Below are 17,096 nucleotides of genomic sequence, written 5' to 3'. Positions count from 1 at the left end.
ACCTCTCCGCCTGTCGCTTGACTCAAGTTCCTTGATGCTGCTATAAGCAGTCCCGGAAACTGGTAATTACATATATTCGATACAACTCTGAAGTGGTACGTCCACTCGCGGGTTGTTTGCGTCTTTTGCGAGGCGTTGTCTGCTTTTGTGCGCCTCCTGACGCGCGCTGTGGTGGAACCACCGAGAACGCTGTTTCGATCAGCGGAATGAAGAGCGAACCATGAAACAGTCCATCGCGGGAATCGTGGCGGTCGGCTCGTTGATGCTGTTGGCCCCGCTCGCCAACGCCCAGGACTATCGCGCGCGCGTGCAAGGGGCGGTCGAGGATTCGAGCCAAGGGGCGCTGCCTGGCGCGACCGTCACACTGGTCAACACCGCGACAGGCGTCGCGGTCGCACGCGTGACCAACGAGGAAGGCCGTTACCTCTTCGACTTCGTCGAGCCGGGCATGTACACCGTGACCGCGGAGCTCGAGGGCTTCAAGCAGGCAGAGCAGCAGAACGTCCGCGTGCAGCAGCGGGGCGATGTCACCGCTAACCTGACGCTCGATGTCGGCGGGCGCGAAGAGGTCGTCACGGTCAGGGTTGCGCCAGCCGCCGTCGCGTTCAACTCGAGCAGCGCCCAGTTGACGGTGGAGCGGCAGCTCGTCGACCAGCTGCCGATCGGCGGCCGCAATCCGTACAACGTCGCGGCGCTGGATCCGACCGTGCTCGTCTCACCGAACACGAACGAGAACCGGCCATATCACCATGCCTTCGCCAACGACTACGACGGCGGCGGCGGCACGCGCCGCGCCAACGACGTGCTGCTCGACGGCGTGCCGCTCGGCGCGAGCTACAAGACAGCGTACACGCCAGCCGTAGACGCGGTCGAAGAGATCACGATCTCGAAGAACAGCGTGGATGCTGAAAACGGCCACAGCCTTGGCGGCATCATCAGCCTGAACATGAAGTCGGGCACCAACACGTTCCACGGGTCGGCCTACACGAATTTCCGCGACCCGAACATGAACGCCCGCACGGACCCAAGCCTGGAGATCGTGCCCGATACGAGCCCGCTGCGCGGCACCGAGCTCCAGATGTACGGCGCCACCGTGGGCGGTCCGATCAAGCGGAACACCCTCTTCACCTTCACGTCGTTCGAGCAGTGGAACGACAGCCGCCCACTGTCGGTCGTCCGGACCGTGCCCACGGAGCGGGAACGGCAGGGTGACTTCAGCCAGTCGGTCCTCGACGGCGCCGTGCGCACGATCTACAACCCCTTCACGTCGACCGTCGATCCGACGACGGGGAGCGTAGTACGACAGCCGTTTGCCGGCAACGCCATCCCGCGGGATCTCTGGGATCCTGTCGCGCTCACAATGTTGGAGCAGATCCCGATGCCGAACGTGGCCGGCAACGTTGATAACCTCCAGTACAACGTCGCCGAAGAGGTCGACTACTGGAACCTCTCGCAGCGCATCGACTGGAACATCAGCGATCGGCTCAAGCTGTTCGGTCGGTACGGCGTATTCAGGACCGACCTGGGTAAACGGTCGTCACGCACTCGAGCGTTCTGTCACCTGTCCGAGCGCAGGGCGCTGATCGGGTCGATACGCGACGCGCGGCGGGCCGGCAGATACGTGGCCAACAACGCCACGCCTCCCAGGCTGGCGGACACGGTCAGATAGGTGATCGGGTCCATCGCGCTGACACCGAAGAGCAATGAGGACATTAGTCGCGTGAGCCCCAGCGTTGCGGCAACGCCGAGCGCCACGCCAATCCCAGTGAGCCAGAGGCCCTGGCGGACGAACAACCGGCAGACGTCTCCCGCCTGCGCGCCCAACGCCATGCGGATGCCGATCTCACGCGTCCGCTGCGCGGCGATGTAGGCGATCACGCCGTAGAGGCCGACGACACCGAGAAGCAGCGCCACCGCTGCAGCGATGACCAGCATCGTGAGCGCAAAGGAGGTCTGGGCCATCGAGTCTGCCCGGATCTCATCGAGCGTCTGCACGCTCGCGAGCGGCAGATTCGGATTCACCGACCAGACCGCCTGCTGAATCTCGCGCAGGAAGCCAGGCGAGCTCATCCGGGTCGACCGCACGGCGTACGCCATCGTGCGAGAGATGAACGGCTCCTCGGAATAGAACTGCTCCATCGCCATCGGCCAATACACGATGGTGGGTGCCGCTCGATTCAGCCCATCATCGCGCTCGTTGCCGACGATCCCGATGATCTCGCGCCAGGGATTCGTCGGGTTGAATCGGATGCGCTTGCCAATCGCCTCCGCCGGGTCCTTCCAGTACTCACGCGCCAAATTCTCAGACACGACGGCGACGAGCGCATCTTGATAGATGTCCCTCCACGTGATGGCACGCCCCATTCGCACCGGGTTCCCCATCGTCTCGAAGTAGCCAGGCGCGATGAATTTGAATCGGCGAAGCGGGGGCATCTGTCTCCCAACGTCGGGGCGCTCCTCGACGAGGATTGGATCGCTGCTGTCATTGCCATCCATCGTGATGGACGATGACAAGCCGACTGACGTCACGCCAGGAAGCTGCTGCAAGCGCTGGACAATCTGTTCGTGTGTCCGCACGGTTTGGTGTCGATCGCTGACGAGGGCCTCGGGGATCGCGAGGCGGAAGGTCTGCACCTCCTCAGGACGCGTGAAGCCGGGATCGACCTGGCGCAACGCGAGGAATGTGCGAATCATGAGACCCGACACGACCAGCAGCACGAGCGCCAGCGCGACCTCCCCCACGACGAGCGTATTGCGTGCGCGGTGCCGTTCGGGACCGTCACTCGTCGATCGGCCGCCCTCCTTCAGAGCGGTCGCGCTCGGCGCCCCGAACTTGAACACAGGAATCACGCCGAACAACAGCCCCGCGATGATGGAGATCGCGAGCGTGAACAGCAGCACAATGGGATCCAGGCCGATCTCGTCGAGGCGCGGCAGTCCGGACGGCGCAAGCCAGACGAGCAGGCCAATGGCCGCCCGGGCGAGCACCAGCCCAACCAGGCCGCCCGCCAGTCCGAGCGTCATACTCTCGCCGAGCAGCTCCCGGGCCAGACGACCGCGGCTCGCGCCCAGCGCGGCGCGGACCGCAAACTCCTGCTGTCGTCCCTCGGCCCGCACGAGAAACAGGTTGGCGACGTTGGCGCAAGCGATCAACAACACGATGCCGACGGTGCCCAGGAGAATCCACAGCACACGTCCGACGTCGCCAATCACGTCTTTCGACAGCGGGCGCACGTTTGGCCCGAGCCGTATCTCCTCGAAGGCCTGCCGCGTGAACCCGCGCGGCGGCGCGAAGCGCTCGAGCATCAGCGGGATCATGCGCGCCACATCACGATTGGCCTGCGCGATTGTCACATCTGGCCTGAGCCGTGCGATGGCTTGGAAGCTGAAATTGCCCAGGTGTGTTTCGGCACGATTGATCTGGAACGGCAAGACCAGAGCTGGGCTCGTGCGGAGAAAGTTGAAGGATGACGGAAGGATGCCGATGATCTCGACCGGCTCGCCATCGATGCTCACGGTCTGACCGACGATGTCTCGAGCGCCGCCGAATCGACGCTGCCAATAACCGTACGTCAAGACCGTCCGCTGCGGACTGCCAGGCGCGTCGTCGGCCCTAGTGAAGACCCGACCGAGCACCGGCTGCACCTCGAGGATCGGCAGCGTGCCATCGGTCACGTAGAGGGCTTCGACACGTTCAGGCTCGCCGCGACCCGTCAAAGAGACCTGCCCCGTGTCCCACATGCCGATGTCCTCGAACACGCGGCTCTCGTCACGGTACGTGAGGTAGGTCGCAGGACTCACGTTGGCGAGGTCGACGCCGAACCCGGGCGCCGTGTGCCACACGCCGACGAGACGCCCCGGCTCGGTGAAAGGCAACGGCTTGAGCAAAACGGCGTAGACAACGCTGAAAATGGCGGTGTTCGCGCCGATGCCAACGCCGAGCGTCAGCACCGAGACGACAGTGAAGAGCGGCGCGCGCAGCAGCCTGCGCCACAACTGGCCAAATGATGCAGTGGAAAGCGCCATCGTGTGAACCCTTGAGAACCCGAAACGGCCGCCTCGGCGAGGCGTCCCTACCACGTGGTAGAGCGCGTCAGCCTCCCGCGCCGTCACGGCCGCCTCGGCGAGGCGGCCCTACCTAGAATCTCTGCCTTCGAGCGGTCCCGTGTGTTCGGAGCGGCGTCCCTGCCGGTGGTGCCGTTCTGCCGCCGCTCTACGCGACACGAAAAAAGCGCGCTGACGCTCGGGGGCCCAAAACTTGCCTTCTTTAGACGGGACGGCCGGGCCTCGGGTTCACCGCGCCTGAAGTCACGCGGTGCTGATAGTATTCGAGAATGGCTCGCCGATCCTTGGCGCTCTGCGCCGTTCTGCTGCTCGCTTCCATCGTCGGGGCAACTGAAACAGACAAAGCTATGCGCATGCCCTTGAAACACTATCTGATGGGGCACGCGACGGGCGACCCGTCTTACATGCGCAAGGCGTTCCTGCCGACGGCCCACATCGAGGGCATGCGTGACGGTAAGTTCGTTTCGTGGACCCTCGAAGAATACTGTGCGCTCTTCACGGGCAAGCCAGCTCAAGACGAGGCGTCACGTCGCCGGACCATCGATAGCGTGGACGTTTCCGGCAACGCGGCAATGGCCCGTGCCACACTCGTTCATGGCGCGACGACGTTCACCGACTATTTCGTGCTGCTGAAAGTCGGCGATGAATGGAAGATCGCCAACAAGGTCTATGCGGCTGCACGCAGTACGAGTGAATAGCGACCAACGCCGACCCTTCTGTCACTCGTCCCAAAATATCCCCATGCTTCGCATCGGTCTTACCCTCGTCGCTGCCCTTGTCGTAGTCACGGTGCGTGCCGCGCCCTCCGTGCAGACGACGTTCACCGGCACAACGTCCGAGCACACGTGGCTGCTCGAGGAGCTGGACCGAGAGCTGCCCAGCGATTGGACACCATACGAGTTTCTGGTGCTCGAGCTCAAGGCCTCCTCCTCGCAGCGATTCGAGCTTGGGCTCGAGACGACGAGCGGACGCGTCACGAAGCGGATCCATCCTTTGGCTGGCGTGTGGGTGCGCGCCTCCATTCCGCTGCGCTTCTATCGGTCGCCGGCCGGCGATGGCATCGACCTCGCCGCCACCTTCCACCAGCCGCGCGGCTCGTATTGGATCAACCTCGGAAGCAGCCGGCATGGCCCGACCACAGAGGTTCGCGCGTTGACCGTGATCATGCACTATCCGGTCGCCTCACCAACGCTCGAGATCCGATCCGTGTCCCTGGCCAAGGTGGATCCCGGCGACGCCGTGCTCGAGGGTAATCCGCTCGTGGACGAGCTCGGGCAGTATGCGCACGCTGAGTGGCCCGGTAAGGTGCAGTCGCTCGACGACCTGAAGGGAGCCTGGGCTGCGGAGGATGCAGCCCTGCAAGACGACGCTTCAAACGACCGTTGTCCTTACGGCGGTTCCAATGGCTCGACCAACCAGCTACAGGACGTCGAGACGGCGAGAACTACAACATCGGATTCGTCGATGTGACCGATCAGGCTTACGCCGAAATGGTTGCCGCGGCAAAGGCCACGCATCATCGCTTGCTCGAGATCCACAGCGGCAAGACCAGTCCCGTCGAGCGGCTCCCCAAGGCCTCGGAAGCGGGTACACCGTTCACGCCGGAACAGCCGACCTCGCCTGTGCAGTAGCCGCTCCATCATGTGAGCTCTTGCATCCAGGACGGGATGTCGGACTGGCCATGCAGTCGGTCTCTATTTGTGGTTGGAATACGTCTGCGGATCCGCCGTGAACCGCTTCTTGCACGTCTCACTGCAGAAATGGTCGGTCTTTCCCGCCGAGGCGGCCCTACCTAGAAACCATGTCACGATCAGGAGTTATGAGAAAACACCAGATGAAACGGAATCTCACGGTTTCAGCGCTGAGCCTCGCGGTCAGTGTCGGCCTGCTGCCCGGGTACCAGGAACGATTGCACGCGCAGCAAGCGACGGCGCCGCCGGCCAGTCAGGCCGGGGCGCAATCGAAAGCGCGGCCACCGCGGCCCTTTCCGGAGGGTGCCAGGGTGGGATACATCGACCTGGACGTCATTGCGCAGGAGTCCGCGCCTGGAAAAGCGGCCACCAAGCAGATCCAGGACCTGCAGGCCAAGAAGCGCGCCGAGCTTGCACCGAATCAGAAGGCGCTCGAAGAGGCTCAGAAGAAGATTCAGGAGGGGGCCTCGGTAATGAATCCGGAGGCGCTCGAGAAGCTACGCGAGGAGGCGGAGAAGCTGCAGCTCGACCTTCAGTACCAAGCGCAGGTTGCCAACAACGAGGTCAGTCGTTTCGCCACGCGGGTCCATGAGGAGCTGCAGCAGAAGCTGCTGCCCGTCATCGAAAAAGTCGCGACCGATAAAGGGCTGCATGCCGTCCTCAATCGCCAGACGGTGGTCTGGGTGGATCGCGGAATCGACGTCACGCAAGACGTGATCAAAGCGCTCGACGCGTCCGGTTCCACACAGAAGTAGCTTCAGGCGTCGTGTGCTCCAAAGCCGATGGAGGCAAGCGAGTACGCGAGGTCTGCCGGAACTCCGACGGGGTCGCACCAAACGCGCGCCGAAACGCCGCCGTGAAATGACTGTGGCTCGAAAAGCCGACCTCGAGGGCCAGCGCCGTCAGGCTATTTGCGTGCGGTAGCTCGACGAGCGCACGCGCAAGACGCAACTGCATCAGGTATTGGTGCAGCGAGATCCCTTCGACCGATCGAAACACGTGCGTGAGATACGCCGGGGATGCGCCAACCACGCGTCCGATGTCGGCGAGCCGTATCGGGCTGGCCAGCTCCGCCTCGAGATACTCCTTCGTCTGTCGGATCAAGCGCCGCGTCGAGCTGCTCACCTCGCCATTTGGAGCGTTCGCGTCGAGCGCTGCACGGAGCAGCGCCAGCACCAGCTCCTCGGCTGCGAGCTCCCCGTCGCTCGACTCGCTGTTTGCCCAGGCAAGGAAGCGCGCGCGAAGGCTCTGCAGGTACGGCTGTACCCGGCGCGCGCGGCTGCGGAACAGCGGATGCCCCGGTAGAGGGATTCCGCTCTCACCCACGACATCCGGAAGAACGCAGGGCTCCGGTGTGATGATGAGCTCACGGTAGCCACCGGAGACGGGATGGCTGATGCGACAGTCTTCTCCGCCCGTCACGAACAGCACTTGGTTTGCATCGCCGACGACCTCGGCGCCACGGACGTGCCACACGAACATGCCGCGATACGGAAAGCAAACCTGGAAGTCTGGGGAGAACCCTTCAGGTCCACGCGAACGAGCCGGGGCGCCAGAACGGACGTCTTCGACCAAGCCCACCCCGAGCCGCATGAGCTCCGTGCGGGACTGAATCTCTCGTTCCGCAGGCTCGGCCGGCTCCCACCACTCAAGCTGCTCGGTGCCCATCGGTTCGCCTCAACACGCTCACCTTTTCGACATCCTGTAGCGCAATCGTACTATAGAAGCACCTACCATCGTGGTACCGGGAGACCCACGCTCCGGCTTTCCTCGTAACCGCTGATGTAACAACAAAATAACACTTGCGTAATCGCGAACTTGTGCGATCCTTGCGTTGATTCTTAATCACGTTTGTTGTCGGTAGCGTAACGCCAGTATGACGAAAATGCTGCGGCGAGGGAGGTGACCGATGCGGCTATCTGGACTGGGTCCTCCAGCTTTCTTGACGATGTGCGTTGGGGCGCTGCTCGCTCCGCCCGCTATGGCGCAGGTAGCGCAGGGTCTGATTCTGGGCAGCGTCCGGGACAGCAGCGACGCTGTCATTCCGGGCGCGCGAGTGGTGATGACACACGTGGACACCAATCGGAGCTACGAAGCCACGACTGATACGCATGGCTTCTACCGCTCGGCGCCGCTGCCGATTGGGACGTATACGATCACCGCCGAGGCGCCCGGCTTCGAGCGCACGACCCGCGCTGGCGTCACGCTGGCCATCCAACAGGAGGCCACTGTCGATCTGTCGCTCGAGGTCGGCGACATCACCGATGAAGTGACGGTGACCGCCGACGGACCGCTCCTGCAGGCGACCGAAGCCTCTCGCGGGGAGGTCATCAGCGGAAACCGCATTGTCGACCTGCCGTTGGACGGTCGCAACTACCTCCAACTCGCCCGGCTGACCGCAGGCACCAACCCGCCGGCATCCGGTGCGCGAGGAGGAGGCTTCTCGTCGGGCGGCTTGCGCGCGAGCCACAACACATACCTGTTGGACGGGATCGACAACCAGAACTACCAGCATGCTGGAACGTCGAACACGCTGGAAGGCGTTCGGCCTTCGGTGGACGCGATTCAGGAGTTCAAGGTACAGACGAACGCCTATTCGGCAGAATTCGGCGGCGGCCTTGGCGCGGCCGTCAACGTTTCGCTGAAGGCGGGCTCCAATACGTACCAGGGTGGGCTGTTCGAGTTCAACCGCCACCATCGCCTCGCAGCACGCAACTTCTTCGCGGATCCCGATGAGCCCATCCCGCCATATCGTCGTGACCAGTTCGGCGGCCAGCTCGGCGGACCGGTCTTCGCGAACCGCACGTTCTTCTTCTTCAATTACGAAGGGAGCCGGCTCAGAACGTCGCGGACGGTTCTGGCGACGGTCCCGACCGAGCTCGAGCGGAACGGCGACTTCTCGCAGTCGCTGCTCGCCGATGAGCCGGTGCAGGTTTTCGATCCGCTCACCTACGACGCCGCCACCGACCAGCGGCAGCCGTTTCCAAGCAACCGCATCCCCGCTGATCGGCTCGATCCTGTCGGCGTCGAGCTGGTGTCGCTCTACCCACTGCCGAACCGGCCAGGGTTCTCGAACAACTACTTGTGGAACCCGCTCGCGCACGAGGACGCGGCGCAATTCCACTTGCGCGTGGATCACGTCCTCAGCCCGCGCGACAGCCTGTTCGGACGCTTCAGCTACAGCAACTGGAAGAAGGACGGTGGGATCGACGGCGCCCTGCCGGCACCGGCCTGGGGCGGAGGCACCGGGCCGATGGGCTTCTCGAACCGTCCCCGCTCTGGCGTCGTGAGCTACAGCCGCATCTTCAGCGGATCGCTCTTCAGCTCGACCCGCGTGGGCTACAACCACTTGCCAACCGAGCGCAGCGCCCCGACAGACGAGGACATCAACGCGCAGATCGGGCTACAGGGCTTGATCCCACTTCCCGGCATGGTGGACGCGCAGCTCACCGGTTATCAGAACCTCGGACACACAGGGGCGTCGCTGCCCACGTCCGACGTGCTGCACATCGCGAGCGATTTCACCTATACCCGCGGCCGCCACGCGCTAAAGATGGGTGGCGAGGTCCGATTGGTGCGTGTGGAACAGACACACTATCGGTACGCCAATGGACGCCTCTTCTTCGATGGTCGGTTCACGCGTCAGCTCACACCCCGCGTTGGCGGACACGCCATTGCCGACTTGCTCCTCGGTGCCGCCCGGCGGGCGGATGTCACCACGTTGAATACCTTCGACCAAAGACGAGGGTTCTATGGCTTGTACCTGCAGCACGATTTCCGCGCCACCAGCCGGCTCACGCTCAACCTGGGTCTGCGGTACGACTACCTCACGCCATGGTGGGAGGCCGAGGATCGTTGGTCGAACTACGACATCGACACGGACCCGGCCAACCCCACGCTCCAGACCGTTCAGGGCGACAGCCTCCGCGAGCGAGCGCTCGTGGATCCGCGCCACAACAACTTCGCGCCACGGCTCGGCGTCGCCTACAAGCCAAGCGATCGAACGGTCGTGCGTGCCGGATACGGCATCTTCTACGGTGTCAATGACCATACCGGCGACCGCTACATGGGCTCCGGGCCGCCTTTCCATCTCACCTCGACTCTGCTCGCCGGCACCATCGATCCGGTCATGTCGCTGCGCGACGGGTTCCCCCCAGACGCGCTCACTACGGGCTTGTCGGACCTACAGATGATCTCCGTCCAGCAGGACAATCCCTCATCGTACGCCCAGCACTGGAATCTCACGATCCAACGCGAGATTGCCGTGGATGTCAGCGTGGAGATCGGCTATGTCGGCACGAAGGGAAGCAATCTGCTGACCACGCTGGACCCCAACGCGCCAGTCCCTGGTCCGGGTGAGGTCAACCCTCGCCGGCCGTACACCGAGGTGGAGGTGCCGGGCATCGATCAGCCCGTCTCGCTTGCCGACGTCTATCGTCGTGAATGGACAGCGCGATCGAGCTACCACGCGCTGGAAACGCGGGTCGAAAAGCGCTTCTCGCAGGGCCTGCACTTGGTCGCCGCCTACACGTGGTCCAAAGCCATGGCTGATGCCGTGGGCGGAGAGCTGGCAGGGCGGCAGGCACCCACGCGGCCGCAGGACCCACGCAACCTCGCGGCCGAGTGGTCCCTGGCCGATGAGCATCGGCCGCACCGCTTCGTCTCGAGCGTGAACTATGAGCTGCCCGTCGGTCACGGGCAACGATTCCTGTCCAAGAGTCCGGGCGTGGTCAACGCGGTGCTCGGAGGCTGGTCGGTCGGAGGCATCCTCACGTTGCAATCCGGACGTCCGATCTACATCAGCATGTCTGGCAACCCGTCCAATACCGGCGGCACCGATCGACCCAACCGTGTCTGCGACGGCACCTTGAGTCGGTCTGAACGAAGCCTCGACCGTTGGTTCGATACCGATTGCTTCGTGCCCAACGAGCCGTTCACCTTTGGCGACACGTCGCGCAATCCGTTGCTCGGTCCCGGGTACCGGAGCTTGGATCTGGCGATCTTCAAGACGTTCCGTCCAACAGAAGGCGCCAGCCTCCAGTTCCGCGCCGAGTTGTTCAACGCCACCAACACGCCACCCTTCGGCGACCCGGGCGCCGCGCTTGGAACGTCCAACTTCGGCGTGGTCAACAGCGCGGGCGACGCCCGCATCGTTCAGCTCGGGTTGAAGGTCAATTTCTAGGGATCAAGGGGTCAAGGGGTCAAGGGGTCAAGGGGTCAAGGGGTCAAGGGGTCAAGGGGTCGAAAGGTCGAAGGGTCTGAGGGTCTATGGGGGTCTAGGGAAAATGGAGAAGCATCGGACGCTGCGAGCAACCGTGATCTTGATCCCTAGGGCCCTCGATCCCTTGACCCCTTGACCCCTTGATCCCTTGTGCCCTTGTGGCAGTTGCCCGTGAGCGGCTACGATTCATCCTTGATGAACCTGGTCGAGCTGGCCCAGCGCATCAAGGCATTGCGAATCGAACGGAGGATGACGCTGGAGCAGGTGGCGTCGGCAACTGGGCTCACGCGGAGCTGGCTCTCCAAGGTGGAGAACTTTCGCGTCACGCCCTCCCTCCCCGCCTTGGGACGCATCGCCGAGGTCCTTGGGATCTCGTTGGCGAAGCTCATGGAAGGCCTCGACCAGAAGCCTCAGCTCGTGCTGGTGCGCAGCAACGAGCGGAAAGTCGTCGAGCGCGATCGGCCCGGATCGCGCATCGTTTACGAGGCGTTGGCGCACAAGCGATCGGGTCGCATGATGGATCCGTTCTTTCTCACGGTCCCATCTGGCGTCGCCCGCCAGGAAGCTCTAGGCCACGAAGGCGAGGAATTCCTGATGGTGCTGGAGGGAAACGTGGACTTCGAGTTTGGTGAGCACACGTACCATCTCGCCGCGGGCGACTCGATCTATTTCGATGCGAACGTGAAGCATCGCCTCATCAACCCGAACCACGTCCCCGCGAAGGTGCTGTGCGTCTTCTCGGAGCCGAGCTCCGCCTAACGCACGAGTCTCACGGACGCCTCGGCGAGGCGCTGGGGCGGCCTGTCCGACCACGGCCAGGTGAGAGCGCGGTCGCCAACCACAGTGGTAAGGCGCGTTGGGCTCGCCGACGGGCCGACGCCGCCACAAGGGCGGAGACACTTTGTTGATTAGAAATCAATTCCATGGTACGTTCCGCTCTAGCGGCACGCCCGAGTTCAGGCGCGCACAGCTGCGCATGCTCGTCGCCCTGATGCTCTGCTACCTGTTCTTCTACACGGGCCGGCAGAACTTTGGCTGGGTGATGAAATCGCTCAACGAGCAGTTGAGCATCTCGCCGGCGCATCTGGGACTGATCAGCGGCGCGATGCTCGCCTGCTACGGCATTGGTCAGGCAATCAATGGGAACCTGGGCGACCGATTCGGCGCGCGCCGGATGATGACACTGGGAGCCGTCGGCTCATTTGCCTTGAATTGGGCGACCAGCTTCGGTCACTCGTTCTGGACTCTGCTCTTACCATGGGCCGCCAACGGCTATTTCCAATCGCTCGCTTGGGCGCCGGGAAGCCGCCTCCTCTCGAACTGGTTCGAGCGGGCCGAGCGAGGGCGCGCCTTTGGATTCTACGTCTTTGCTGCCGGCTCCTCCTCGGTCCTGACATTCGTCGCGGCCATCCTCGTTCTGGATCGATTCTCCTGGCAGTGGGTATTCCGGCTGCCGGTGATCCTGCTCCTCTGCGCAGGAATCACGTTCTTCTACCTCGCGCGCGATCGGCCGGAGGATCTCGGCTTCGAGCCTCTGTCAGACGAGGCCAGCGACGAGCAGGCGATGGAGCGCCAGGGCGTCGTTCAGCGGTATACGCATGCCTTGAAGAACTGGCGGTTCCTCGTCGCGAGCGTCTCGATCGGCTTCGAGAGTCTTGCACGCTACGGCTTGCTGATCTGGGTGCCCTACCACTACCTGGGCGACGATTGGAAGGGACAATCAGGGAGCGTCTGGATCACGCTGGCGCTGCCGTTGGGCATGGCGGTCGGGGCGCTCTCCAGTGGATACATCTCCGATCGGTTGTTTCGCGCGAATCGCAGCCGCCCGATCGCATTGCTCCTGCTGCTCGCAGCCGGCGTCACGCTGGCGATGTCTCTCGTGCCGCGGGAGCATACGCTTCTCGGGTTGATCCTGCTCTTTGTCGCAGGCTTTCTCGTCTACGGACCACAATCTGCGTACTGGGCACTGTGCCCGGATCTGTTGGGCCGGCAGCACGCCGGCACCGGCGTTGGTCTGATGAACGCGTTCGCCTACGCCTTCGCGGCGGCCGGCGAGCCGCTGATTGGCCTGACGATCCAGCACACGGAGAACACAGCGTCGGTCTTTGGCGTCACCGCGTTGGTCTGCCTGCTCGCTGCGGTCTGCATCGTGCCAGTCCGAAGGTGAAGGCCGTCAACCACGAAGGGACGAAGATGCACACCACGAAGAACACAAAGGATCAACCACGAAGGACACGAAGAACACGAAGAAAGCCATTTGAATTTCTTCTTCGTGATCTTCGTGTTCTTCGTGGTGTGATCTTTGCGACCTTCGTGGTTGGAGCGATGATGACAAACAATGGTCACGCGGTCGTGCAGATCTTCGACGGTCCCGGGCTGCCATTCCGTTTGGAGACGCGCCCCCTTCCAGAAACCCTGCGACCTGGCGAGGTGCTGGTGAAGATGGGGCTGGCGACGGTTTGTGGATCGGACCTCCACACGACGTCGGGCCAACGCGATACACCCGTGCCGTGCGTCTTGGGTCACGAAGCGGTGGGCCGGGTGGTCCACGTCGGCAGTGCGCGCTCTGGTCTACCGCTCCAGACACGAGTCAGCTGGAGCGTCGTGGATAGCTGTGGGACGTGCGTTGCCTGCCGCCAACATCACTTGCCAGCGAAGTGTCACGCCCTGTTCAAGTACGGCCACGCCGCCCTGAGCGATGGGTCTGGGCTGAACGGCTGCTATGCCACACATGTGCTGCTTCGGCCTGGCACGCACATCGCCCGGGTCGCAGACACGATTCCAGATGTGGTGGCCGCGCCGGCCAACTGTGCGCTGGCGACGATGGTGAACGTGGTCTCCCAGGTGCCGGCTCCGTGCGAGACCGTCGTCGTTCAGGGCGCCGGCCTGCTGGGCCTCTACGGCTGCGCGCTGCTTCGAGAGCGTGGCGTTGCACAGGTGTTCTGCGTCGATCCCTCCGAGCGTCGCCTCGAGCACGTGCCGCTCTTCGGAGGCACTCCTATTGCGGGAGACGTCGCGCAGTACACCACAGCGCGGCAGCAGATTCTCGCGGGCGCTCCCGATGGCGTGGATGCCGTGATCGAAGTTGCCGGCGTTCCCTCCGTGGTAGCCGAGGGCGTCCGCCTGCTGCGCCCGGGCGGCTTCTACGCGCTCGCGGGGATGGTCCACCCGGACAGCGCGCTGCAGATCACTGGTGAAGAGATCATCCGCAAGTGCCTCACGATCCGTGGCATTCACAACTATTCTCCCGTCCATTTGGACCAGGCGCTGGCATTCCTCGCGCAAACGATTGATAAGTACCCATACGAGAGCCTCGTGAGTCCAGCATTCGAGCTGGCGGATCTCGGAAACGCGTTGCAGATGGCGGCAAGTCACAGATTTCTCCGTGTGGCCATCGACGGTGCGGTCCAATGAACGCCCCGATCGTCAACGACTCACGGATACAAGACGTTGGCTTCACGGCCAACGGCCGCGCGTATCGCCCTGCGGCGCGGCCGATCGTCGTGGTCTGCATCGACGGATGTGCGGACGAATACCTCGATTCGTCATTGGCACACCAGCGAATGCCTCACTTGGAGCGAGTGGCGCGGTGTGGATACCGTGGGTTGGCGCGGGCGGCCCTGCCGACCTTCACCAACGTCAACAACGCCGCCATCGTCAGCGGGTGTCCACCGGCGGTGACTGGCATCTCGGGCAATTTCTTCCTCGATCCGGAAACGGGCGAGGAAGTCATGATGAATGCCTCGCGGTTCCTGCGGTGTGAGACGATCCTCGCTGCCGCGGCGCGTGCCGGACGCAAGGTGGCAATGGTCACCGCCAAGGAGAAGCTCCGTGAGATCCTTTCCGACGGACTCCGGGGCATCGCGTTCTCGGCCGAGCGGGCCCATGAGGCAACAGCCGAGAGCAATGGCGTTGGGAACGTCGAAGCGCTGGTTGGACGTCCGACACCCTCGATCTACAGTGCCGATGCGAGCCTCTACGTGCTCGACGCCGGCGTGGCCCTCGTCGAGCGAGGATTGGCAGATTTCCTGTATCTGTCACTCACGGATTACATGCAGCACACGTTTGCACCAGAAGACGAGGAGTCGCTGGACTTCTACAGCGCCATGGACGAGCGCCTCGGCCGCCTGCTCGCGCTGAAAGCCGTGTTGGGTCTGACAGCCGATCACGGCATGAACGCCAAGCAGACGGCCGACAGAAGTCCGCGTGTGCTCTACGTGGAGAGTCTGTTGCGTGAGCGATTCGGGCCTGGTGCACGGGTGATCTGCCCAATCACCGATCCGTACGTGGCGCACCACGGCGCACTGGGCTCGTTTGTGACCGTGCACCTGCCCGATCATCTTCCGGCTGCCGTTGTCAGCCGATTCCTCCTCGATTGCGACGGCATCACCGAGGTCTACGAGCGCGACCTGGCGGTGCGAAAGCTCGAGCTGCCGCCGGATCGGATCGGTGATCTCTGTGTGTTGTCCGGTCGCGATGTCGTGCTGGGCCGAACTGCGGCAGATCATGACCTGAGCCTGCTTCGTGGCGGGCTGCGTTCGCACGGAGGGCGATACGAGGAGATGGTGCCGATGATCGTCTCGCGACCACTCACCCCGCGCTATGAGGCGCTCGTGGCTGGCGACCCGCGGAACTTCGACATCTTCGATCTCACCTGCAACGGGGGAACGGTGTGAGCGCAGCGGTATCGTTGCCGACGGGGGTCGAGTATCCTGCCTGGATCGCCGGCGAAGCCGTATCCTCGAGCGAGCGGATGGAGGTGCGCCATCCCTACGACGGCACCCTGGTGGGGAGCGCCGCCATGGTCGACGCGGCCGGAGTCGAGCGCGCGGTGCGGCAAGCACTCGCCGGCGGCCATCCGCTCGGCCGCCATCAGCGCTTCGAGATTCTCGACAAGGCGCGCATCGCGCTCGAGACGCGGGCGGAGCAATTCGCGTCCTTGATCTGTGCCGAATCGGGGCTCTGCGTGCGGGAGACGCGGTATGAGGTGGGCCGGGCGCTCGACGTGCTTCGGTTCGCTGCCATCGAATGCATGAAGGATGACGGCCAAATCTTCTCTGGCGACGTTTCGCCGCATGGGCAGAGCCGGAAGATCTTCACCACCCGCGAGCCGCTCCGGCTGGCGCTGGCCATCACGCCGTTCAACCACCCACTCAACCAAGTCGTCCACAAGGTCGCTCCAGCGATTGCCGCTGGAACGCCGTTGATTCTCAAGCCGTCCGAGAAGACGCCACTCACGGCGCTGCGGTTCGCCGAGCTCCTGTACGAAGCCGGACTGCCCGGCTGGATGCTGAGCGCATTCCTCTGCCCGGTGAAAGAGGTGCTCGAGCCGCTCATCGGCGATGAGAGGATCGAGGCGCTCACTTTTACAGGCAGCGTCGCGATTGGCAAGCGGATCGCGTCCATCGCTGGCTACAAGAAGCTGTGCCTGGAATTGGGCGGCAACTCGCCGCTCATCGTGCTGGAGGATGCCGACCTCGATCTCGCCGTCCGACTCGCGGCGGAAGGCGCGTACCGGAACTCTGGACAGCGTTGCACAGCAGTCAAGCGGCTCTTGATACAACGGCCGATCCTGGACCACTTCACGGAGCGGCTCGTCGAGAAGACGCGGGAGTACGTGTGCGGGAATCCAGCGCTTGGCGAGACGCGCGTGGGAACCGTGATAGACGAGGCCGCTGCCGCCCACCTCGAATCGGTCGTTCACCAGGCGGTGCGCCAGGGTGCGCGTGTGTTGCAAGGGGGCCGGCGCGACGGCGCCCTGTTGGAGCCGACGGTCATCGCGGACGTGCCGCGCGACGCAACCATGGTCGTGCAGGAGTCTTTCGGGCCGTTGGCGCCGATCCTCGCCGTGGAGGATGTCGACGATGCGATTCGATTGGCCAATGGCACCGCATACGGGCTGGCAGCCGGCGTTGTCACCACGCATCTGAGCCACGCGCTCCAGGTGATCCGCGGACTCCGCACCGGCACCGTCAACGTCAACCAGGTTCCCGGCTATCGCATCGAGAGCACGCCGTTCGGCGGCGTGAAGGATTCGGGCCTCGGCGTCAAGGAAGGGGTCATGGAAGCGCTGCGTTACATGACGTATGTGAAGACCTGGTCGCTGCCTTGGTGAGCCA

13 protein-coding genes are annotated in these 17,096 nt (G+C 63.7%); 10 read left to right on the top strand and 3 right to left on the bottom strand.

The annotated features are described in order from the left end of the window. Nucleotides 1-220 precede the first annotated feature (220 nt). Complete coding sequence (locus GEV06_01925) at nt 221-1,669, top strand: hypothetical protein (GenBank protein ID MPZ16663.1); 1,449 nt, start codon at nt 221-223, stop codon at nt 1,667-1,669. On the opposite strand, the gene GEV06_01920 is transcribed toward GEV06_01925, so the two are convergent. After that, on the bottom strand, nt 1,558-4,026 hold the full coding sequence (locus GEV06_01920; GenBank protein MPZ16662.1) for an FtsX-like permease family protein: 2,469 nt from the start codon (nt 4,024-4,026) through the stop codon (nt 1,558-1,560). The two genes, GEV06_01925 and GEV06_01920, sit on opposite strands and share 112 nt — an antisense overlap. 308 nt (nt 4,027-4,334) lie before the next feature. Between GEV06_01920 and GEV06_01915 the strand changes: the two genes are divergently transcribed. Together GEV06_01915 and GEV06_01910 are read left to right on the top strand one after the other, a co-directional pair. Continuing rightward, a complete protein-coding gene (locus tag GEV06_01915; protein MPZ16661.1) occupies nt 4,335-4,763 on the top strand; it encodes a nuclear transport factor 2 family protein in 429 nt (142 codons plus the stop codon). A 43-nt stretch (nt 4,764-4,806) separates the two neighbouring features. Further along, nucleotides 4,807-5,535 (top strand): hypothetical protein, encoded by a 729-nt coding sequence (locus GEV06_01910; protein ID MPZ16660.1) that lies wholly within the window; start codon nt 4,807-4,809, stop codon nt 5,533-5,535. Nucleotides 5,536-5,759: 224 nt separating this feature from the next. On the opposite strand, the gene GEV06_01905 is transcribed toward GEV06_01910, so the two are convergent. Further along, entirely contained in the window at nt 5,760-5,879 is a 120-nt protein-coding gene (locus GEV06_01905; protein ID MPZ16659.1) for a YHS domain-containing protein, read from the bottom strand. Between GEV06_01905 and GEV06_01900 the strand changes: the two genes are divergently transcribed. Beyond that, entirely contained in the window at nt 5,867-6,511 is a 645-nt protein-coding gene (locus GEV06_01900; protein ID MPZ16658.1) for a hypothetical protein, read from the top strand. The genes GEV06_01905 and GEV06_01900 overlap by 13 nt on opposite strands. On the opposite strand, the gene GEV06_01895 is transcribed toward GEV06_01900, so the two are convergent. Then, complete coding sequence (locus GEV06_01895) at nt 6,474-7,424, bottom strand: helix-turn-helix domain-containing protein (GenBank protein ID MPZ16657.1); 951 nt, start codon at nt 7,422-7,424, stop codon at nt 6,474-6,476. The genes GEV06_01900 and GEV06_01895 overlap by 38 nt on opposite strands. Before the next feature lie 241 nt (nt 7,425-7,665). Between GEV06_01895 and GEV06_01890 the strand changes: the two genes are divergently transcribed. The 6 genes from GEV06_01890 to GEV06_01865 all read left to right on the top strand — a co-directional run bounded on the left by GEV06_01890 (nt 7,666) and on the right by GEV06_01865 (nt 17,092). Continuing rightward, nucleotides 7,666-10,938: a hypothetical protein gene (locus tag GEV06_01890; GenBank protein ID MPZ16656.1), complete on the top strand. Its 3,273-nt coding sequence runs from the start codon at nt 7,666-7,668 to the stop codon at nt 10,936-10,938. A 234-nt stretch (nt 10,939-11,172) separates the two neighbouring features. After that, nucleotides 11,173-11,736 (top strand): cupin domain-containing protein, encoded by a 564-nt coding sequence (locus GEV06_01885; protein ID MPZ16655.1) that lies wholly within the window; start codon nt 11,173-11,175, stop codon nt 11,734-11,736. Nucleotides 11,737-11,953: 217 nt separating this feature from the next. Next, complete coding sequence (locus tag GEV06_01880; GenBank protein MPZ16654.1) at nt 11,954-13,144, top strand: MFS transporter; 1,191 nt, start codon at nt 11,954-11,956, stop codon at nt 13,142-13,144. Between the two features lie 26 nt (nt 13,145-13,170). Then, on the top strand, nt 13,171-14,391 hold the full coding sequence (locus tag GEV06_01875) for an alcohol dehydrogenase catalytic domain-containing protein (protein MPZ16653.1): 1,221 nt from the start codon (nt 13,171-13,173) through the stop codon (nt 14,389-14,391). Then, nucleotides 14,388-15,653, top strand: a complete 1,266-nt coding sequence (gene phnA / locus GEV06_01870; protein ID MPZ16652.1) for a phosphonoacetate hydrolase — start codon at nt 14,388-14,390, stop codon at nt 15,651-15,653. The genes GEV06_01875 and phnA overlap by 4 nt, the downstream gene beginning before the upstream one ends. Before the next feature lie 77 nt (nt 15,654-15,730). After that, the gene (locus GEV06_01865; GenBank protein ID MPZ16651.1) at nt 15,731-17,092 is read left to right on the top strand and encodes an aldehyde dehydrogenase family protein; all 1,362 of its coding nucleotides are present in this window, start codon (nt 15,731-15,733) and stop codon (nt 17,090-17,092) included. Nucleotides 17,093-17,096: the final 4 nt, after the last annotated feature.

Origin of the sequence: Luteitalea sp., assembly GCA_009377605.1 — a bacterium.
Taxonomy (GTDB): Bacteria; Acidobacteriota; Vicinamibacteria; order Vicinamibacterales; family Vicinamibacteraceae; genus WHTT01.
This window is presented reverse-complemented; position numbering and strand designations above follow the sequence as displayed.